At 67.9% G+C, this 20,207-nt stretch carries 18 protein-coding genes; 6 read left to right on the top strand and 12 right to left on the bottom strand.

The genetic code is table 11. The features are described from left to right. The first annotated feature begins 55 nt into the window (after positions 1–55). Complete coding sequence (locus ACYR7D_RS23895) at positions 56–574, top strand: hypothetical protein (RefSeq protein ID WP_459546770.1); 519 nt, start codon at positions 56–58, stop codon at positions 572–574. Positions 575–843: 269 nt separating this feature from the next. Further along, complete coding sequence (locus ACYR7D_RS23890) at positions 844–2,058, top strand: phospholipase D-like domain-containing protein (RefSeq protein ID WP_459546769.1); 1,215 nt, start codon at positions 844–846, stop codon at positions 2,056–2,058. Here ACYR7D_RS23890 and ACYR7D_RS23885 read toward each other — a convergent pair. Further along, entirely contained in the window at positions 2,049–2,543 is a 495-nt protein-coding gene (locus tag ACYR7D_RS23885; protein ID WP_459546768.1) for a hypothetical protein, read from the bottom strand. The genes ACYR7D_RS23890 and ACYR7D_RS23885 overlap by 10 nt on opposite strands. A 289-nt stretch (positions 2,544–2,832) precedes the next feature. Between ACYR7D_RS23885 and ACYR7D_RS23880 the strand changes: the two genes are divergently transcribed. The 3 genes from ACYR7D_RS23880 to ACYR7D_RS23870 all read left to right on the top strand — a co-directional run bounded on the left by ACYR7D_RS23880 (position 2,833) and on the right by ACYR7D_RS23870 (position 4,931). Then, positions 2,833–2,991 (top strand): hypothetical protein, encoded by a 159-nt coding sequence (locus tag ACYR7D_RS23880; RefSeq protein ID WP_459546767.1) that lies wholly within the window; start codon positions 2,833–2,835, stop codon positions 2,989–2,991. A gap of 79 nt (positions 2,992–3,070) precedes the next feature. Then, complete coding sequence (locus ACYR7D_RS23875) at positions 3,071–3,844, top strand: DUF1542 domain-containing protein (protein WP_459546766.1); 774 nt, start codon at positions 3,071–3,073, stop codon at positions 3,842–3,844. 154 nt (positions 3,845–3,998) lie between these two features. Further along, a complete protein-coding gene (locus ACYR7D_RS23870) occupies positions 3,999–4,931 on the top strand; it encodes a helix-turn-helix transcriptional regulator (RefSeq protein WP_459546765.1) in 933 nt (310 codons plus the stop codon). 21 nt (positions 4,932–4,952) lie between these two features. Here ACYR7D_RS23870 and ACYR7D_RS23865 read toward each other — a convergent pair whose 3' ends face one another. Then, the gene (locus ACYR7D_RS23865; protein WP_459546764.1) at positions 4,953–6,152 is read right to left on the bottom strand and encodes a cytochrome P450 family protein; all 1,200 of its coding nucleotides are present in this window, start codon (positions 6,150–6,152) and stop codon (positions 4,953–4,955) included. A gap of 223 nt (positions 6,153–6,375) precedes the next feature. Here ACYR7D_RS23865 and ACYR7D_RS23860 point away from each other — a divergent pair, with 223 nt between their 5' ends. Then, the gene (locus ACYR7D_RS23860) at positions 6,376–6,726 is read left to right on the top strand and encodes a hypothetical protein (RefSeq protein WP_459546763.1); all 351 of its coding nucleotides are present in this window, start codon (positions 6,376–6,378) and stop codon (positions 6,724–6,726) included. An 88-nt stretch (positions 6,727–6,814) separates the two neighbouring features. Here ACYR7D_RS23860 and ACYR7D_RS23855 read toward each other — a convergent pair whose 3' ends face one another. The 10 genes from ACYR7D_RS23855 to nuoE all read right to left on the bottom strand — a co-directional run bounded on the left by ACYR7D_RS23855 (position 6,815) and on the right by nuoE (position 20,107). Then, the gene (locus ACYR7D_RS23855) at positions 6,815–7,309 is read right to left on the bottom strand and encodes a MarR family winged helix-turn-helix transcriptional regulator (protein WP_459546762.1); all 495 of its coding nucleotides are present in this window, start codon (positions 7,307–7,309) and stop codon (positions 6,815–6,817) included. A 223-nt stretch (positions 7,310–7,532) separates the two neighbouring features. Continuing rightward, positions 7,533–9,155, bottom strand: a complete 1,623-nt coding sequence (gene nuoN, locus ACYR7D_RS23850; RefSeq protein ID WP_459546761.1) for an NADH-quinone oxidoreductase subunit NuoN — start codon at positions 9,153–9,155, stop codon at positions 7,533–7,535. Continuing rightward, on the bottom strand, positions 9,152–10,765 hold the full coding sequence (locus ACYR7D_RS23845) for an NADH-quinone oxidoreductase subunit M (RefSeq protein WP_459546760.1): 1,614 nt from the start codon (positions 10,763–10,765) through the stop codon (positions 9,152–9,154). Before ACYR7D_RS23845 ends, nuoN begins: the two co-directional genes overlap by 4 nt. After that, positions 10,762–12,648, bottom strand: coding sequence for an NADH-quinone oxidoreductase subunit L (gene nuoL, locus ACYR7D_RS23840; RefSeq protein WP_459546759.1), 1,887 nt, complete (start codon positions 12,646–12,648; stop codon positions 10,762–10,764). The genes ACYR7D_RS23845 and nuoL overlap by 4 nt, the downstream gene beginning before the upstream one ends. 1 nt (position 12,649) lies before the next feature. Next, positions 12,650–12,949, bottom strand: coding sequence for an NADH-quinone oxidoreductase subunit NuoK (gene nuoK / locus ACYR7D_RS23835; RefSeq protein ID WP_058855693.1), 300 nt, complete (start codon positions 12,947–12,949; stop codon positions 12,650–12,652). Next, on the bottom strand, positions 12,946–13,797 hold the full coding sequence (locus ACYR7D_RS23830) for an NADH-quinone oxidoreductase subunit J (RefSeq protein ID WP_459546758.1): 852 nt from the start codon (positions 13,795–13,797) through the stop codon (positions 12,946–12,948). Before ACYR7D_RS23830 ends, nuoK begins: the two co-directional genes overlap by 4 nt. Beyond that, positions 13,794–15,608, bottom strand: a complete 1,815-nt coding sequence (nuoH, locus tag ACYR7D_RS23825; RefSeq protein ID WP_459546757.1) for an NADH-quinone oxidoreductase subunit NuoH — start codon at positions 15,606–15,608, stop codon at positions 13,794–13,796. The genes ACYR7D_RS23830 and nuoH overlap by 4 nt, the downstream gene beginning before the upstream one ends. Then, entirely contained in the window at positions 15,601–18,066 is a 2,466-nt protein-coding gene (locus tag ACYR7D_RS23820) for an NADH-quinone oxidoreductase subunit G (protein ID WP_459546756.1), read from the bottom strand. The genes nuoH and ACYR7D_RS23820 overlap by 8 nt, the downstream gene beginning before the upstream one ends. Continuing rightward, positions 18,063–19,391: an NADH-quinone oxidoreductase subunit NuoF gene (gene nuoF / locus ACYR7D_RS23815; protein WP_459546755.1), complete on the bottom strand. Its 1,329-nt coding sequence runs from the start codon at positions 19,389–19,391 to the stop codon at positions 18,063–18,065. Before nuoF ends, ACYR7D_RS23820 begins: the two co-directional genes overlap by 4 nt. Continuing rightward, positions 19,388–20,107 (bottom strand): NADH-quinone oxidoreductase subunit NuoE, encoded by a 720-nt coding sequence (nuoE, locus tag ACYR7D_RS23810; protein ID WP_459546754.1) that lies wholly within the window; start codon positions 20,105–20,107, stop codon positions 19,388–19,390. The genes nuoF and nuoE overlap by 4 nt, the downstream gene beginning before the upstream one ends. Positions 20,108–20,207: the final 100 nt, after the last annotated feature.

Below are 20,207 nucleotides of genomic sequence, written 5' to 3'. Positions count from 1 at the left end.
GCCGCGGCAACGATTCCCGGCCCGACGTAGGCCCGCTTCCAGAAAGACCCGGCGTATGCGCGATATCGACATCAATCTCGTACGCACCGAGCTGCCGAACCCCGGCCACGATGGCCGGGTGATCACGCTACCGATCGCACTGTGGCTCTCCGCGGGGTTCTGGGACCTCTTCGGACTCCCCGACCGCGAGAGGGTGCTGGCCACGCTCGCCTTCGGTACCGAGGACTCACCCCGTACCTACATCGCCGGCCACCCCCGTGACCCCGCCGAGTGGGACTCGACGGCCTTGACCGTGGATCTACCGCCGGCCTCCGGTGCCGGACCCGGGGTCCTGCACGTGGGCGGTCCGATGACCGAAGAACTCCGGCGGACCGTCGAACGCACCGGGCTGGTGATCATGTTCACTACGCCGAGCGAGTACGAGATGTCCGGCACCCCTTCCGAACGGATATGGGACCCGCACCGGTGCCACACCGCTGTTCTGGTCCCCCGGGGAAAGCCGGGCCGCGCACCCCGCTGCGCCACCCGCGGGAACCGGGCCGCCGGCGCGTGGAAAACCGGTCACCTCTCCTGATTTCGCGTCGTCGGCGCCGGGCGCACCACCGGCCGCCCGACCGATGTGCGGGTCCCGGAGCCCCGGTGACCGGGTGATCATCCGGCCTCGTCCCGGAGCGGGCACCGGGGGACCGGCCCCGCCCCGAGGATCACCGTGCTCCGGCCGGCGTGGGTGACTGGTCGACGATCTATCCGGAACCAGTGGTTACAGTCGAGTTTGCGTGCGAGGGCCCGTGCCGGAACGGGCCCTCCCTGCTCAGGGCTGTGCGCGCCGGCCGAGGAGAGATCATGACCAGTACGTGTGATGTGCCCGAACCCGCCGAACAGAGCATGGGTGACGCCACGTCCCCGGCGGGCGCCAGTCGTTTGCGCCGCCGTCTGGAACGACTCATCGGAGTTGCCGCGACGGAAGGAAACACGCTGGTCGCCCTGCGGAACGGGGACGAGATATTTCCTGCCATGCTGGACGCCATCCACTCGGCCCGGCACACCGTGGACATGATGACCTTCGTCTACTGGCAGGGCGATATCGCCCACCGATTCGCCCACGCGCTGGCGGATCGGGCGCGCGCCGGGCTGCGGGTGCGGCTCCTGCTGGACGGTTTCGGCAGCCGGCTGATCGAGACCGAACTGTTGGATCTGATGGACCGGGCCGGGGTGCAGGTCGCCTGGTTCCGCAAGCCCCTGTACCTGTCGCCGTTGAAACAGAATCACCGCTGCCATCGCAAGGTGCTGGTCGTCGACGAGCAGGTGGCGTTCACCGGTGGGGTGGGTATCGCGCAGGAATGGTGTGGCGACGCCCGGGACGAGCACGAGTGGCGTGATACCCATGTCCGGCTCGAGGGGCCCGCGGTGGACGGTGTCGCGGCGGCGTTCGCGCAGAACTGGGCCGAGTGCCACGAGGAACTGTTCGACGAGCGTGACCGGTTCACCCCGCACGAACGACACGGAGACGCGATCGTCCAGGTGGTCCGGGGTTCGGCCAGTTTCGGCTGGCAGGATATGCAGACCCTGCTCAGGGTGGTCATCGAATCGGCCGAACAGCGGCTGCGGCTGGCTACGGCGTATTTCGCACCGGATCCGTACTTCATCGAGCTCCTGTGCGCCGCGGCGAACCGCGGCGTGCAGGTGGAGATCCTGGTCCCCGGTCCGCACACCGACAAGCGCGTCTGCCAGCTGGCCGGCCGGCGCGATTACGAAGCCCTGCTGGCTTGCGGTGTGCGGGTCTACGAGTACCAGCCGACGATGATGCATGCCAAGGTGATCACCGTGGACGGGGTGGCAGCCCTGGTCGGTTCGACCAATCTGAACCGCCGCTCCCTCTCCCATGACGAGGAGATCATGCTCGTGGTCCTGCAGGAAGAGTTCACCGCTACGCTGGACGCCCACTTCGACGACGATCTCTCGGTGAGCGAGCCGATCCGGCTCCCTCGATGGCAGCGGCGCTCGCTGTGGCATCGGGCCCGCGAAACGGCGGTATTGCCCATCCGGCGCTACTTGTGATCCGTGGACGGGCGGTCCGTGCCGACCCGGGCGTCGCCCGGCCCGGCCCCGGGGAGTGCGGGGTGGGAGCGGGCATGCGGCCGGTCGATGGTGTTTCCGGCTCGCGACCATATGCTGTCGATTGCCAACCGGTCCGCGGACCAGGAGTCGGCGGCCACACGAACCCGTCCGCGCCAGGCTCGCACGATGCGGCCGTGTACCGGCCATCGGACGAATCGCCGCATATCTTGCTCGCTCTGCCATACCGAGATGGATCCGCCGCGCAGTTGAGCGGGTCTGGCCCACAGCCATACGCCGACCGCGCCCTGCATCACCGGCCAGGTCTCACTGAGTTCCGAACCGAGCCGATAGATCGACTGGGCATCCTCCTCCGACGCTGCCAGGAAATCCGTCACGCTGACGAAAACGGGTCCTTCGATATCGCTGCGTGGACCGGGCTTCCACGGCAGAAGTACCGTCCCCTCCGAGAAGGGCCGGGCAGTCATGATTTCCCTCGCGCGACGGTGCGCTGAAACGACGAACTTTTAGTAAGCATGCGTAGATAATAAGCACATGTATACGGGATGGGGAACTCGGACGGACCGGTCGGCGAGCTAGCGCGTGCCGCTGATCTTCTCCCCGAGCACCCGCACGCAGATCGAGGCGAGGTCGTGGTGCTGTCGCCTCCCGGCTATGGACAGCGGTTGCCGGCTGTCGCTGGTGTCCGTGATATCGAAACCGCTGCTGTCACAAGGGTCTGCGTTCTCATGGCGCCGATCTCACCCGATTCCCCCGGTGGCCGTATCGATGCTGCTCACGGGTGCGGCACGCATTCTGCGCAACGAAGGCGCGGTCGGCGTGCGGCAGGGGCATGCCGAGTTGCGGGTTTTCGTCGAAGAGCCGATGGGCCGGTACGGCCCGGCGCTACCTCGGGCGGAGCTCATCACCGCGTAGGGCTCGCGCCCGGGTTCCGGTGCGCTTCCCGCGAGTAGGCTGGTCGGCACTGTGCTCCGCCGAGAGAAGGAGTGCGTATATGGAATGGCTGCTGATCGCCGTGGCGATCATCGCGGTAGTGCTCTACCTGGTGTGGCGGTCCCGGCAGAACAAGGACCGCGCCGCTGTCGAACTGGCCGACGCGCTGGCCGGTGCCCGCCGGGTCAACGAACGACTCGGCGGTCAGGTCTACCAGCTGACCGGCACCGATGACGCCTCGCGCCAGGCGCTCGCCGACGCGGCGGAACGCTATACCGCGGCCGGCTCCCAGCTCGACCGGGCCAGGACTCCCGTCCAGGCGCGACTGGCGAGACAAACCGCGATCGAGGGCCTCTACTACATTCGTGCCGCACGTACCGCGATGGGGATGGATCCGGGCCCGGACGTACCGGAGCTCGCCGGCCGGGAAACCGCCGGTGAAGTCGGCGAAGAACGCGTGATCGACTTCGAGAACCGCCGGATCGCCGCCTCGCCCCGTCCTTCCTCGGCCACACCGAACTACTACCCGGGCGGTCGCGTCGCCGGACGGCCCGTACCGGCGGGCTGGTACTCCGAACCCTGGTGGAAACCCGCCATGATCAGCGGGGCCTGGGGGTTGGGTTCGGCGCTCCTGTTCACCTCCCTGTTCTCCGGTATGCCCGGTGTCGGCTACGGCGTGCAGGGTTTCGAAACCGGCTACGGGCAGGGATATCAGGACGAGCTCGCCGCCGGGGACCAGGGACCGGCCGGATCCGGCGACGCCGGAGGATATGACGAGCCGGACGGTGGCTGGGGCGACTGGGGCGGTTTCGACGGCGGAGGCTTCGATTTCTGATCACCGGCGCCGCGGTGGATCACGAATCGAATCGGGTGAACGGGGCCGTACCCTCCGCTGCGGAGGCCGGAGACCGGGGGGATTCAGTATCGTGATGGCTCCGGCCGCATCGGCCCGCGGCCCGGGGTGGATACGGTCGAGAAGGATGGTCGTCATGCGCTGGTACAGCGTGGCCCCGTGCGGACCCGAATCGTTCGCGGCGCTCGCCGACGGGTTCCTCCCGATGGCGCACGAGTTCGGTGAGATCGACGGGTGGTCTGCCGGACTCACCACGCAGGAGTCGAACGTGTACACACTCCTGCGCTGGAACCAGCGTGGCACCCGCTCGTGCCACCGCACCAGCCGGCATGTCCGCAAAATTCCGGGCGACGACTTCTACTGGGTCGTGGCACCCGAGTACGATGTGTTCTCCCTGCGTTTCCGCGACGAGATATTGCGGGTCCCGCCCGGGCGTGCGGTCGTGGCGGGGCTGGAGATCCCCTGCCATCTGCACATCCCGCATTCGGCGGCCTACGCGCTCCAGGTTCCGCGCACGGAGTTCGATCACCGGATATCTCCCCGCCGGCATATGCGGAAGGTCCTCGATATGAGTAGCGGCCTGGGCCGGATCGCGGGCGATATGATCCGCGGTGTTCACGCCGAACAATCCCGGCTCTCCGAGCGGGAGTTCAACGCCGTATGCGATCGGCTGACCGAACTGCTGTGCCTGATGCTCGCCGGGGAAACCCAACCGCAGCGGGCCCATCACGCCGCGGTGGCGGAAAGTATCCGGCAGTATCTGCGCACGCACCTCGGCCGCGCCGATGTGCGATTACCGGCCGTTGCTCATGCCCTCGGCTGGTCGCCGCGCCAGCTGCGGCTCGTACTGCGCGAATCGGGAACGACTTTCCGCCAGGTGCGGCACGAGGAAGCGATGCGGGTCGCCCGTGAACTCCTGGAAGACCCGCACGCCACCATGAGCATCGCGGAACTCGCCACCCGTTGCGGATTCACGCCCACCTGGTTCTCCGCGGCGTTCAAACAACGTTACGGCCAGACGCCCCGGGAGTTCCGGCGCCACCGCACCGATACCGCGCTGCGGGCGTGATCCCTGCCGCGTCTCGCGATCCTAGGCGTTCGGCTTCAGCCGCACCGGAAGGGCGACCGGACCGACCGTACTGATCTGAACGGTGTATTCGATATCGCCGGGATCGACGGCCAAGGCCAGATCCGGATACCGTCCGAACAACGTGGCCAGGGCGATACGGCTCTCCAGCCGGGCCAGCGGTGCGCCCAGGCAGAAATGCGGGCCGCGGCCGAACGCCAGCTGATCATGGTGCTCGCGGTCGAGATCGAAGGTGTCGGCGTCGGTGTATTTCCGCGGATCGCGACCCACTCCACCGTGCCACAGCGTCATACCGCCGGCCGGGATCTCGACCCCGGCGACGGTCACATCCTCGAGCGCGTAGCGCATGAGCCCGCCGACCACCGACGAGCGGTACCGGAGTGTTTCCTCCACCACATCCGCCCAGCGATCCTCGGCCAGTGCGCGGGCGAGCTGGTCGGGGTGCTCGCGCAGCGCGATCACCGCGTTTCCGAGCAGATGCACCGTGGTCTCGTGTCCGGCCACGATCACCAACCACAGCATGCCGACCAGTTCCTCATCGGTCAGCTCGTTCTCCTCGACGGCGGCCAGCAGTGCCGAGGTGAGGTCATCACCGGGTTCGCGCCGTTTGCGTGCGAGCAGTTCGGTGAAATAAGCGCTCATAGCGGCCATCGCCGCCTGCGTTTCCTCGCCCGTGCTGGTGGCCGAGACGATCGTGAGCGTCCAGTTCTTGAGCTGGGGTTGCTCGTCCATCGGCACGCCGAACAGATCGCAGATCACCCGGACCGGCAGGGGGGTGGTGTAATTCGCGACCAGGTCGATGTCACCGTCCACCGGCAGCGCGTCCACGAGCTCGGTGGCGATCTGCTGAATCCGTGGTTCCAGCGCCGCGATCCGGGCCGAGGTGAACGCCTTGTTGATCGTTTTGCGTAACCGCCGGTGCTCGGCGCCGTCCTGGTTGAGCATATGCTCGGCATCGGTCAGTGCTCGCAGCGGCCAATCGGCGGGAATCCGGCCGTCACGCAGAGCGGGGCAGTTCGACGGATGCTTGACGAACATCTTGTCGTCGAGTACTTCGCTCACCGCACGATGACTGACCGCGATCCACGCCGGCACACCGCCGGGTAATTCGATGGGCACGACCTCCCCGGCGCGCAGGATTCGCCGATGTGTTTCGAGAATCGACTCTCCGGGGGTCGGAAGTTGGATCAGCGGCTCGGACATGGTGTCTCCCTGAAATTTTCGGCATCGACGCGGAAAGTTTCCGATGCCGTTCCGGGTCGCACAACGCGATACACCACTTCCTGCCCATTACCGATGAAACCGTGCATTTGAACGCAAGTTCTGTCCGTCCGTGACTTCCGCGCCCGCGGAAGGCGGAAGCCGTATCCCGCGTTTTACGACTCTATGTAGTAGGCCGCCGCGTGATCGAGTAGCGTCGTATCTCATGGATTTCGTCTACAACGTCGTGGTCGTCACCCACCTGCTCGGGATGGCGGCGGTGGTCGGTGGTTGGGTCTCCGGACGGCCCGGGGTCAACGAGGTGATGGTCTGGGGCGCCCGCGCGCAGCTCGTCACCGGTGTGGTGCTGGTCGGTATGGCCGAGTCGCTGACCTCGCTGGACAAAGAGCTGAACATGGTGAAGATCGGCATCAAGCTCGTACTGGCGGTGCTGGTGGCCGCGTTCGCGGAAATGAGCCGGGCCGATGCGAAACGGGGTAAGGATCCCGCGTGGATGCCGGATGCCGCCGGTGGGCTGGCGATCGTCACCGTGCTGATCGCCGCACTCTGGAACTGAATGGGGCGGTGTCCGTCGGCTACCGGGGTTCCGGGGCGGGCGGGCATCGGAGACGGCTGCGGGGTTCGGGTTGTGCGGTACCGCGGTGTTACCGGATATCGAGTTCGTGTCCCCGGTCCTCACGCCGAGTGCCCGTGGCGCCGCGACTGTCCCGGGCTATGAGATCGTTGCGGAGCCGGTGCATCACGCGGTGGGCGTTCTCCGCCTCCTCCTGCGTCCATCCGGCCAGCACCTCCCGCAGACCCCGCACTCGTGATTCGCGAATGCGGCCCAGGAGTTCCCGGCCGGCGGGAGAGACCTCGACCCGAATGGCGCGGCCGTCGCTGGGGTCGGTATTGCGCACGACGTACCCGTCGGCCACCAGTTCGGTGATGTGGCGGCTCATGGCCGAGGCGCTGATACCGATCTGGGCGGCGAGGTCGACCTGACGGCACGGCCCGGCCTGCGCCAGGTTCACCAGGACGCTGATCCCACCCGGCAGCAACCGCACCTCTTCGGGCTGTGCGAGTGATCGGCGCAGCGATCGACTGATGAGGAACAGCTCGTCGAGGAGGCTCTGTGCGGTGTCGGGCGAGATTCCCATGCGGGGCTCCAGGGGTCGCTAATTGCTTGCGGTAATCAACTATACGTCGGTTGCTTTACCGGATCAATGGTCAGGGACGTGCGACTGCGCACATAAGACCTGATGGGAACGTATTTACCAGTCCGGACACCGGCCGGTCGTCACCGGGCCGTCTGCCGGGTGGCGCATCCGGCAGACGGCCGAACACCCGGCCGGTGCGGCCTCGTGACGGTTCGCCCGGCCCCTACCGCACGAACTCGCTCGCCCGCTCGGCGAGATCCAGCAGTGGTTGCGGAACGATTCCGAGGAAGAGAGTGAGCGCGGTGGCCAGACCCGCCAGCGCCGTCGCGGCGGGCGGCCCGACGACGATCGGGGCATCCTCCGGCGGATCGGTGAAGAACATCAACACGATCACCCGGATATAGAAGAACGCGGCGACGGCGCTGGCGAGGACGCCGACGATCACCAGCAGCCCGGCATCGCCCGCGGCGGCCGCCTGGAACACCGCGAATTTACCGACGAAACCAGCGGTGACCGGGATACCGGCGAACGACAGCAGTATCACCGCGAACGCGCTTGCCGTCCAGGGCGAACGCCGGCCCAACCCGGCCCAGCGGGACAGCGCGGTCGCCTCGGTCCCATCGGATTCCCGCACCATACCGACGATCGCGAACGCGCCCAGCGTGCCGAAACCGTAGACGAAGAGGTAGAACAGGGTCGACGAGACGCCCTTGTCGTTCGCGGCGACCAGGGCGGTCAGCAGGAATCCCGTATGCGCGATCGAGGAGTAGGCGAGCATACGCTTCATATCGGTCTGCGTGACGGCCAGGACCGCGCCGACCACCATGGTGGCCACGGCGACCGCCGCGAGGACCGGGCGCCAGTCCGGCGCCAATGCCGGAACACCGACCTGCAACACCCGCAGCAGCGCGCCGATCGCGGCGATTTTGGTGGCCGCCGCCATGAAGGCGGTGATCGGGGTGGGCGCGCCCTGGTACACATCCGGCACCCAGGCCTGGAACGGTACCGCGCCGACCTTGAACAGCAGCCCCACCGCCAGCATCGCCACACCCAGCAGGGCCAGGGTGGGTGCACCGGATTCGGCGGCCAGCGCGTCGGCGATCCCGGCGAGCCGGACGGTCCCGGCCCGGCCGTACAGGAGGGCGACGCCGTAGAGGAAGAACGCCGAGGAGAACGCGCCGAGCAAGAAGTACTTCAACGCCGCTTCCTGCGAGAGCAGGCGCCGTCGCCGGGCCAGGCCACACAACAGGTACAGGGGCAGCGAAAGCACCTCGAGCGCGACGAACATGGTCAGCAGATCGTTGGCCGCCGGAAACAGCAGGAGACCACCGAGTGCCAGGAGCAGCAGCGGAAATACCTCGGTGGGGGTGATACCGGCGGTCGCCGCCGAACGCTCCGTCGCGCTACCCGGTACCGCGGAAGCCTGCGGAGTGAACGCGTCCATGCCGTAGTCGGGAAGCGCCGCGGCGCGGCTCCAGGTACCGGGGCCGGACCGGGGCCGGGGCAGCGGTCCCCGTTCGGCGACGAACAGCACGGCCAGGATCCCGACGATCAGAAGAGTGCCCTGCAGGAACAGGGTCACGCCGTCGACGGCGACGGCCCCGGCCACCGCGGTGGTCGCGGTGCCCGACAGCAGGAATACGGCCACCAGGGCGGCGATCAGCCCGGCCAGGGTGAGCACCAGTTGCACGGTGTAGCGCCACGGCCGGGGGAAGAAGGCGTCCACCAGCACGCCCAGCACGGCCACACCGAACACGATGAGTACCGGCGACAGTACGTGGTATTCGATATCCGGCGCGGGAACGGACGCGGCGAGGACGGTTCCGCCGGGCAGCCGAGGGCTCATCGCGCACCTCCGGGATTCGCCGCCTCCGGCTGCGCCGGAACCGACGGTGGGGGATCGACACTTCCGATGGTGGTGAGGGTTTGGGTCACCGCCGGATCGATGAACTCCAGGACGGGCTTCGGGTACACACCGAAGAAGATCAGGGCACCGAGCAGCGGAACCACGACCACGAGTTCGCGGGGCAGCAGATCGCGGATACCCTCACTGCCCCGGGCCACCGGTCCCGTCATCATCCGCTGGTACAGCCACAGCACATAGACAGCGGCCAGTACCAGTGCGCTCGTGGCGATCACCGCCGCCACCTGGTAGCGGCCGAACGTCCCGATCAGCACCAGGAACTCGCTGACGAAGGGAGCCAGCCCGGGTAGCGACAGGGTGGCCAGCCCGGCGATGAAGAAGGAGCCGGCCAGGACCGGCGCCACCTTCTGCACTCCGCCGTAGTCGGCGATGAGCCTGCTGCCGCGCCGGGAGACGAGGAAACCGGCCACCAGGAAGAGCGCCGCGGTGGACAGGCCGTGATTGACCATGTACAGCGTGGCACCGGTCTGGCTCTGACCGGTCATGGCGAAGATACCGAGCACGATGAAACCGAAATGGGAGATCGAGGTGTAGGCGATCAACCGCATCACATCGGTCTGGCCGATGGCCAGGAGCGCGCCGTAGACGATTCCGATCACCGCCAGGGTGATCACCAGCGGTGCGTAGGTGTCGGTCGCGGCAGGGAAGAGCAGCAGGCAGTAGCGCAGCATGCCGAAAGTACCGACCTTGTCCACGACGGCCATCATGAGCACCGCGCTGGCCGGAGTCGCGGCGACGGCCGCGTCCGGTAGCCAGGTGTGCAGCGGCCAGAGCGGAGCCTTGACCGCGAACGCGAACAGGAACCCGAGGAACAGCGCGTTGAGGACAGCGGGACCGGCACCGAGCTGCCCCGAATTGGCGGCTTCCACCACTGTGCGCAGATCGAAGGTGCCGGCCCCGTCCGCGCCGAGGTCCTCCCGCACGGTGAGCACATACAGTCCGATGACCGCCGCCAGCATGATGAGCCCGCCGAAGAGGTTGTACAGCAGGAACTTCACCGCGGCCCGGGAACGCTGGGCCCGGAGCTGCGCATCATCGGTGCGTGGTCCGAAACCGCCGATGAGGAAGTACATCGGGATGAGCATGGCTTCGAAGAACACGTAGAAAAGCAGGATATCGAGGGACAGGAAGGACACCAGTACCATCGCCTCGACCAGCAAGGTGAGTGCGATATAGGTGTGCGCCACCCGTTTCCCGGTACCGACCGCGCGGTCGTCGTGCCATCCGGCGACGAGGAGCAGCGGGACCAGACCGGCCGTGAGCAGGACCAGTACCAGCGCGATCCCGTCCACTCCGAGCGTGTATCCGGCACCGAACGCCGGTATCCAGCTGTGGGATTCGACGAACTGGAACTGTTCCCCGCCGGGCTGGAAACCCGCGGCCACGCCCAGGGCCACACCGAAAGTGACCACGGCGAACAGCAGCCCGGCCCAGCGGGCCATATGCCGCCGGTTCGCGGGCAGGACGAGTACGACAGCCGCGCCCACCACGGGCAACAGCCAGAGCACGCTCAACCAGGGCACGACGCTCACCAGATCCTTACGGCCAGCAGGGCGGCGGCCACCAGGGCCGCGCCGGTGAACATGGACAGGGCATAGGAACGGACGAACCCGGTCTGTACCCGGCGCGCCCGGGCGGACAGGCCGCCGATGAAGGCGGCCGTACCGTTGACGAATCCGTCGATGCCGCGGTTGTCGAGAAAGACCAGCGCCCGGGTCAGGTGCCGGCCGGGCCGCTCGAACGCCGCCTCGTTCACCGCGTCCCCGTAGAGATCGCGCCGGGCGGCGACGGTCAGCGCGGTCACCGCTTCCGGTGCGGTCGCGGGCACCTCACTCCGGGCGTAGCGCAGGTACGCCACCGCCACACCCACCGCGACGACCGCCAGCGCCAGGCCGGTGATCACCGGAACCGGGAGTACGGGCTCCCCGTGCTGCTCACCGACGACCGGGGCGAGCCAGTGCTGGAGCGAGGAACCCCAGACGAATATCGCGCCCGCGCCCACCGATCCGAGGGCCAGCAGGATCATCGGACCCGTCATCACACCCGGTGCCTCATGGGGATGGGTATCCGGTTTCCAACGGCGTGCGCCGAAGAAGGTCATCAGCATCACCCGCGTCATGTAGAACGCGGTGAGCCCGGCACCGATCAGCGTGACGGTGCCCAGGACGGGCCCGGCCACCCCCTCCGCGGCGAACGCGGCCTCGATGATGCGATCCTTGGAGAAGAATCCCGCGAAAGGCGGGACGCCGATAATGGCCAGATATCCGAGCCCGAAGGTCACGTAGGTGATCGGCAGCAGCGTGCGCAGCCCGCCGTACCGGCGCATATCGGTTTCGTCGTCCATCGCGTGCATCACCGATCCGGCGCCGAGGAAGAGGCCCGCCTTGAAGAACCCGTGGGTGAGCAGATGCATGATCGCCACCGCGTATCCGGCGGGGCCGAGCCCGACGGCCAGCACCATATAGCCGATCTGACTCATCGTGGAGGCGGCGAGGGCCTTCTTGATATCGTCCTTGGCGCAGCCGATGACGGCGCCGAACAGCAGCGTCACCGCACCCACCGCGACCACCGCGACCTGCGCCGTGGGAGCGAGATCGTAGATCGCGTTCGATCGGGCGATCAGATACACCCCCGCGGTGACCATGGTGGCCGCGTGGATGAGTGCCGATACCGGTGTAGGACCCTCCATGGCGTCGCCGAGCCAGGATTGCAGCGGCACCTGGGCGGATTTACCGCAGGCGGCCAGCAGCAGGAAAAGGCCTATCGCGGTGAGTGCGCCGTCGCTCGCGTTCGGGGCGGCGCCGAACACCGCGGCGAAATCCAGGGTTCCGAAGGTGGCGAACATGATCATCATGGCCACTGCCAGACCCATATCGCCGACCCGGTTCACCACGAACGCCTTTTTGGCCGCCGTCGCCGCGGTCGGTTTGTGATACCAGAATCCGATCAGCAGATACGAGGCCAGCCCGACGCCCTCCCAGCCCAGATACAACACCAGGTAGTTGTTCGCCAGCACCAGCAGCAGCATGGCCGCGAGGAAGAGGTTGAGGTAGGCGAAGAACCGGCGCCGTCCGGGATCGGCGTGCATGTACCCGATCGAATAGATGTGGATCAGCGATCCCACACCGGTGATGAGCAGAGCGAAACAGATCGACAGCTGGTCCAGCGCCAACCCGAAATCGACCTGGAGACCGGCCACGGGCACCCAGCTGAACAGGTCCAGGGTCACCGCGCGCTGGGTGTCGGCGCGGCCCAGCATGGTGAGGAAGGCGAGTACCGCCACGAAGAAGGAGGCCAGCGCGGTCACGGTGGCGAGCAGATGACCCCAGGCGTCGGACCGGCGTCCGGTGAGCAGCAGTACGGCGGCGCCGGCCAGGGGCAGGGCGGGCAGCAGCCACAGCGTTGCGGTATCCACGTCAGAACTTCAGCAGGTTGGCGTCGTCGACCGAGGTCGAGCGGCGGGCACGGAAGATGGTGATGATGATGGCCAGGCCGACCACGACCTCGGCCGCGGCCACCACCATCGTGAAGAACGCGAACACCTGGCCGTCCAGGTTCGCGTGCATCCGGGCGAAGGTGACGAACGCGAGATTCACCGCGTTGAGCATGAGCTCGATGCACATGAACACGATGATCGCGTTACGCCGGAGCAGCACACCCGCGGCGCCGATGGTGAACAGCAGCGCGGAAAGGAACAGATAGTTCTCGGGATTCACCGGATACCTTCCTCTTCGGCCGGGCGGGCGGTACCGTCCTCGGCGCCGGGAGCCTGCGGGGTGCCGACCGACAGGACGGCGGCATCGGTGAGCGCCCGGGTGCGGCGGTGCCGCAGAATGGTCGAGACCGACAGTTCCTCGAACGACCCGTCCGGGAGGCGGGCGGGGATATCGACGGCGTTGTGCCGGGCGTAGACGCCGGGGGTGGGCAGCGGGGTGGGCCGGTGCCCGGGATCGCGGAATCGCCGGCGCGCCAGTTCCCGCTGGCCGAGTTTCGGCCCGAACTTCTCGCGGTGGGCCAGCAACATGGCCCCGATGGTGGCGGCGATCAGCAGCGCGCCGGTGAGCTCGAAAGCCCAGACGTAGCGTACGAAGATCAGTTCCGCCAGCGCACCGATCACATCCCGGCCCGGGAACCCGGTGGCGGGAAAGACGATATCGGAGCGCCGCACCCCGTGCGCGATACCCGTGCACAGCAGCAGTCCGAAGCCCGAACCGACCACCGCCGCGGCGATCCGTTGTCCGCGCAGCGTTTCCCGGAGCGATTCCGTGGAATCGACGCCCACCAGCATGAGCACGAACAGGAACAGCATCATGACCGCGCCGGTGTACACCACGATCTGTACGACACCGAGGAACAGGGCGTCCTGAGCTATGTAGAACACCGCGAGCGTGATCATGGTCGCGGCCAGGCAGATCGCCGAATGGACGGCCTTGGCCGCGAAGACCGTGCCGAGAGCGCCGAGCACCGCCAGCGGGGCGAGGATCCAGAACTGCACTGCCTCGGCGGTACTCGTCCCGGTGAGGGGTTCGGCGGCCAGGAGAGCCGTGGACGGGTCCGGTGTCATCGCGTGCCTCCCGGTGCGGTGTCCGCGGTGGGCCGCTCCGGTGTGCCCGTCACCCGCCCGAGGTAGTAGTCGGCCTCGGTGGTGCCCGGCGCCATGGCATGCGGCGGGGCCTGCATATCGGGGGTCAGGGGCGCGAGCAGGCGGTCCTTCTCGTAGATGAGATCGGCGCGGTTGTCGTCGGTGAGTTCGTATTCATTGGTCATGGTCAGCGCCCGGGTGGGGCAGGCCTCGATGCACAAACCGCAGCCGATGCAGCGCAGGTAGTTGATCTGGTAGACGCGGCCGTAGCGTTCCCCCGGGGAGTAGCGCTCGTCCTCGGTGTTGTCGGCGCCCTCCACATAGATGGCGTCGGCCGGGCAGGCCCAGGCGCAGAGTTCGCATCCGATGCACTTCTCCAGTCCATCGGGGTGCCGGTTGAGCTGGTGCCGGCCGTGATACCGGGGTGCGGTGGGTACTTTCTCCTCGGGGTAGAACTCGGTATTGGGTTTCTTGAACATGGTGAGCGCGGTCACCGCGAAACCCGCCAGCGGTTCGAACAACCCGGGGGAGGTGGTGATGGTCGAGGTCCGTTCCGGTAGCGGCGGGGTGGGGAAGCCGAGAAAGACCTCGGTACCGCTCGACGCGGAGGAGGAGACCACGGTGGCCGGTTCCTCGTCGGGGCCGAATTCGGGTGCGGGTGCGGGTGTGCGCCCGGCCCGGAGGAAGAGCCCCACCAGTACCGCGGTGATCAGCAGGCCGCCGACCACCAGGATCGGGGCGCGGACGGGATAGCCCTCGAGGTCGAGGACCCGCGCGGTGGCCACCACCATCACCCACACCAGTGAGGTCGGGATGAGCAGTTTCCAGCCCAGATTCATGAACTGGTCGTAACGCAGCCGGGGCAGCGTACCGCGCAACCAGATGAATACGAACAGGAACATCCACACCTTGGCGGTGAACCACAGCAGCGGCCACCAGCCGGAATTCGCGCCCTCCCACAGGTTGATCGGGAACGGCGCCCGCCAACCACCGAGGAACATGGTGGTCGCCAGGGCCGATACCGTCGCCATGTTCACGTACTCGGCGAGCATGAACATCGCGAATTTCAGCGACGAGTACTCGGTGTGGAAGCCGCCGACGAGTTCGCCCTCGGCCTCGGGGAGATCGAACGGCGCCCGGTTCGTTTCGCCGACCATGGAGACGCAGTAGACGAGGAACGACGGCAGCAGCAGGAACACATACCAGGTGGGCTGTTGCGCGGCGATGATCCCGGAGGTGGACATGGTGCCGCCGAGCAGGAACACGGCCGCGAAGCACAGGGCCATGGAGATCTCGTAGGAGATCACCTGCGCGGTGGAACGCAGACCGCCGAGCAACGGATAGGTGGAACCCGAAGCCCACCCGGCCAGCACGATGCCGTAGACCCCGATCGACGTGACCGCGAGGATGTAGAGCACGCCGACGGGCAGATCGGTGAGTTGCAGGGGGGTGCGCTGCCCGAGGATCGACACCGCGGGCCCGAACGGTATCACCGCGAAGGCCAGCACCGCGGAGATCACCGAGATGATCGGAGCCAGAACGAAGATGGGTTTGTCCACGATGGCGGGCACGATGTCTTCCTTGAACGCCATCTTCACCCCGTCGGCGGCGCTCTGCAGTAGGCCCTTGGGGCCCACCCGGTTCGGCCCGACCCGCATCTGCATCCAGGCCACCACCTTGCGTTCCACCAGCACGCCGAAGAGCACGGTGAGCAGCAGGAACACGAAGACGGCGACGGCTTTGGCGGCGACCAGCCACAGCGGGTCGTGACCGAAGAGGGACAGATCAGTCATGGTCGGATTCCTCCGTCCGCTTCTCGGCGCGCCGCAGGGTGACGACGCTGCCCGGTCCGGCGCCCAGATCGGTGTAGAGGGAGCAGCCGGGAGAGTTCATCGGTAGCCACACCACCCGGTCCGGCATCTCGGTGACGGCCAGGGGCAGCGTGACACTGCCGCGGGGGGTGCCGACGATCACCGGCTCCCCTTCGGCGGCGCCCACTTCCGCGGCGGTGGCCGCCGATAATCTGGCCACCGGCCGCCGTGCGGTCCCGGCCAGATTCGGCTCACCGTCCTGCATACGGCCCCGGTCGAGCAGCATGCGCCAGCCGGCCAGTACCGCGGTCCCCGGTTCGGTGCGGGCGAGTGGTGCGGCCTCGACCGTCGGCGGCGCGGCGGTGGCACCGGTCCAGGCACCCAACCGGTCGAGCTCGGCGCGGGCGGCGGCGGTATCGGGCAGACCGAGCGAGACCCCCAGTTCCGCGGCGAGACTGTGCAGTACCCGTTGATCTGTGAGCGGGGCGGCGGTTCGGCGCACCGTATTCTCGGTCAGCGCGGCCGTGAACGGGCGCGGCCGGCCCTCCCAGGTCCGGAAGGTCCCGGATTTCTCCATGGCTGTCGCCACCGGGAACACGACATCGGCGTATGCGGTGACCTCACTGTGCCGCTGTTCCAGGGAGACGACGAAACGTGCCGCCGCCAGGGTCGCGCGGGCCGCCGCGGGGTCGGGGAGATCGGCGAGTTCGACACCACCGATCAGCAGGGTTTCCACCGTTGCCGACCCGTCCAGGACCGTGCCGGTATCACGCCCCGGCGTCTCGGGCAGATCGGCGATGTTCCACACATCGCAGACCTGCCGGCGCGCCTGCGGGTCGGTGACCGGGCGGCCGCCCGGCAGCAGGCCGGGCAGGGCACCGGCCTCCACCGCGCCGCGTTCGCCCGCCCGGCGGGGAACCCAGGCGAGCGCGGCCCCGGTATCGGCGGCGAGCCGCACCGTCGCCGACAGCGCCCCGGGGATCGCGGCCAGACGCTCCCCGGCCAGGATCACCGCACCCGGTTCCCGCAGCAGCCGGGCCAAGCGGGCGGCAACGGAATCGCCGTCGTCGGCACCGAGTTCCGCGAGGACACCAGGCTCGGTACCCGGAACCGCCGGGACGAGCGTGCCCGACATCCGGGTCAGGCCGCGCGAGGCGTAGGGAGCCACCGAGAACACCGGCAGCCCCCGGGTGCGCGCCGCTTTCCGTAGCCGCAGATACACGATGGGGGACTCTTCTTCGGGTTCGAAACCGGCGAGCAACACCACCGGCGCGGCGGCCAGACTGTCGTAGGTGACGGCGCCGGTGCGCCCGGCCACCCGGGCGGCGAGGAATCGCGCCTCCTCCGCGGAATGGGCGCGGGCGCGGAAGTCGATATCGTTGGTGCCCAGGACCACCCGGGCGAATTTGGCGTAGGCGTACGCCTCCTCCTCGGTGATCCGGCCGCCGGTGAGTACCGCCGCGTTGCCCCCGCCCGCGCGCAGCCCGCGGGCGGCGGCCGAGAGCGCCTCCGGCCAGGAGCACGGTGCCAGTTCGCCGTCGGCGCCGCGGAGCAGCGGGGTGGTGATCCGGTCCCGTTCGGTGGCGTAGGTGAAGGCCCAGCGGCCCTTGTCGCAGTTCCATTCCTCGTTGACCTGCGGGTCGTCACCGGCCAGTCGCCGCAGCACCTTACCGCGGCGATGGTCGGTGCGCTGCGCGCAGCCCGAGGCGCAGTGTTCGCAGATATTCGGGCTGGACACCAGATCGAACGGGCGGGCCCGGAAGCGGTAGCTGGTGCCGGTGAGTGCGCCTACCGGGCAGATCTGCACGGTGTTGCCGGAGAAGTAGGAATCGAGGGGTTCGTGCTCGGCGGTACCCACCTGCTGGAGCGCCCCGCGGTCGAGCAGTTCGATGAACGGATCTCCGGCGATCTGCTGGGAGAACCGGGTGCAGCGCGCGCACAGTACACAGCGTTCCCGGTCCAGCAGTACCGCGCTGGACAGCGGAACGGGTTTGGGGAAGGTACGTTTGACGCCTTCGAACCGGGTTTCCGTACGCCCGGTGGACATGGCCTGGTTCTGCAGTGGGCATTCCCCGCCCTTGTCACAGACCGGGCAGTCGAGCGGATGGTTGATCAGCAGCAGTTCCATCACACCCTGCTGAGCTCTGTCCGCGACGGCGGAAGTGAGCTGGGTGCGCGCGACCATACCGTCGGTGACAGCCATGGTGCAGGAGGCCACCGGTTTGCGCTGGCCCTCCACTTCCACCAGGCACTGCCGGCAGGCGCCGACCGGGGCGAGCAGCGGGTGATCGCAGAAGCGGGGAATCTGGATGCCGATCAGTTCGGCGGCGCGGATGAGCAGGGTTCCGGCCGGGACGGCGACCGTGGTGCCGTCGATGGTAACGGTGACCAGGTCGGCCGGTTGCAGATCGGCGGAATCGGAACGGACCGTGGCTGTCATCGGACTCCCTCTCCGGCCGCGGATCCGGCCCAGGCGGTGGCGCGGGCCGGATCGAAGGGGCAGCCACCCTGTTCCAGATGGGTGATGTACTCGTCGCGGAAGTACTTCATCGACGACACGATGGGGCTGGCCGCGCCGTCGCCGAGAGCGCAGAAGGATTTGCCGTTGATGTTGTCGGCGATATCCAGCAGCTTGTCCAGGTCCGCGGGGGTACCGAGGCCTGCCTCCAGCCGGGTGAGCAGTTGCACCAGCCAGTACGTCCCCTCCCGGCAGGGGGTGCACTTACCGCACGATTCGTGCGCGTAGAACTCCGTCCACCGCAGGACCGCCCGTACGACGCAGGTGGTGTCGTCGAAGATCTGCAGGGCCTTGGTGCCCAGCATCGACCCCTGTGCCATCACGTTCTCGTAATCCAGGGGGACGTCGAGATGTTCGGCGGTGAACAGCGGGGTGGAGGAACCACCGGGAGTCCAGAACTTGAGCTCGTGTCCCGCGCGGATACCGCCCGCGTACCCGAGCAGTTCGCGCAGGGTGATACCCAGCGGTGCCTCGTACTGGCCCGGCCGGGCGATATGCCCGGACAGCGAGTACAGCGTGAATCCGGGTGATTTCTCGCTGCCCATGGACCGGAACCAGGCGGGACCGTTGCGGATGATCGGCGGCACACTGGCGATGGACTCCACGTTGTTCACCACGGTGGGACTGGCGTAGAGCCCGGCGACCGCGGGGAACGGCGGGCGCAGCCGGGGCTGGCCGCGCCGGCCCTCGAGCGAATCCAGCAGCGCCGTTTCCTCACCGCAGATATAGGCGCCGGCGCCGGCGTGCACGGTGAGTTCGAGATCGTAGCCGGAACCGAGAACATCGTGGCCCAGTAGTCCCGCGGCGTAGGCCTCGGCGACCGCGGCGTGCAGCCGGCGCAGCACCGGCACCACCTCGCCGCGCAGATAGATGAACGCGTGCGCGGCCCGGATGGCGTAGGCGGCGATGATCACCCCTTCGATCAGCGAATGCGGCGCGGCCAGCATGAGCGGGATGTCCTTGCAGGTCCCCGGTTCGGATTCGTCGGCGTTGACCACCAGGTAGTGGGGTTTGGCGGTCCCATCGGGTTCGGGTCCCTGCGGGATGAAACCCCATTTCATCCCGGTCGGGAACCCGGCGCCGCCGCGACCGCGCAATCCGGCGTCCTTGACCGTCGCGATCACCTGGTCGGGCGACATCCCCAGGGCGATCGGCAAGGCCTCGTAACCCTGGTGGGAGCGGTAGGTGGCCAGGGTCCAGGAGTCCGGCAGGTCCCAATACCGGCTGAGGACGGGGGTGAGCGTCATCGTGCACCGTCCTCGGTCGCGGCCGGTGCTTCGGGGGTGCCCATCCCGTGTTCGCGGGCGGTATCGAGGCCCGCGAGGGTCGGGGCTCCCGGTTCGCCGTCGAGAGCACCGGGCCTGGTGTCGGGGAAGCCCGCCAGGATCCGTGCCGTCTCCCGGAAGGTGCACAGGGGCGCGCCGCGGGTCGGAGTGACGGTGTTCCCGGCGCGGAGGGCGTCGACCAGGGCGCGCGCCGATTCGGGCGTCTGGTTGTCGAAGAACTCCCAGTTCACCATGACGACCGGCGCGTAATCGCAGGCCGCGTTGCATTCGATGTGCTCGAGCGTGACCGCACCGTCGGCGGTCGTCTCGCCGTGCGCGATGCCCAGATGTTCGCGCAGGGCCGCGAGGATGGCATCACCACCCAGCACCGCACACAGAGTATTGGTACACACTCCTACGTGGTAGGTACCCGTGGGCGTGCGACGGTACATGGAGTAGAACGTGGCGACCGCGGTCACCTCGGCGCCCGTGAGACCCAGCAGCTCGGCGCAGAAATCGATCCCGGTACTGCTGACGTATCCCTCCTCGGATTGCACCAGGTGCAGCAGCGGTAGCAGCGCCGAACGAGGCTGCGGATAACGGGCGATGATCTCTTTCGCGTCCGGTTCCAGCCGGGCGCGCACGTCCTCGGGGTAGGGCTGCGGCCGGGTGCTCAGACGCAACAGGATCTCGGTCACAGGTCCTCCCTCGAAGCCGGTACACAGGATCCGCGGAGGCCGCAGCGTTGGCGGAGGTATCCCGTTGTGGGGTGCTTTTCCGGAGTGGGTCGATGCGGTC

Source organism: Nocardia sp. X0981, assembly GCF_977089955.1.
The sequence above is the reverse complement of the archived record's forward strand: the minus strand, read 5'-3'. Positions and strand labels throughout refer to the sequence as shown.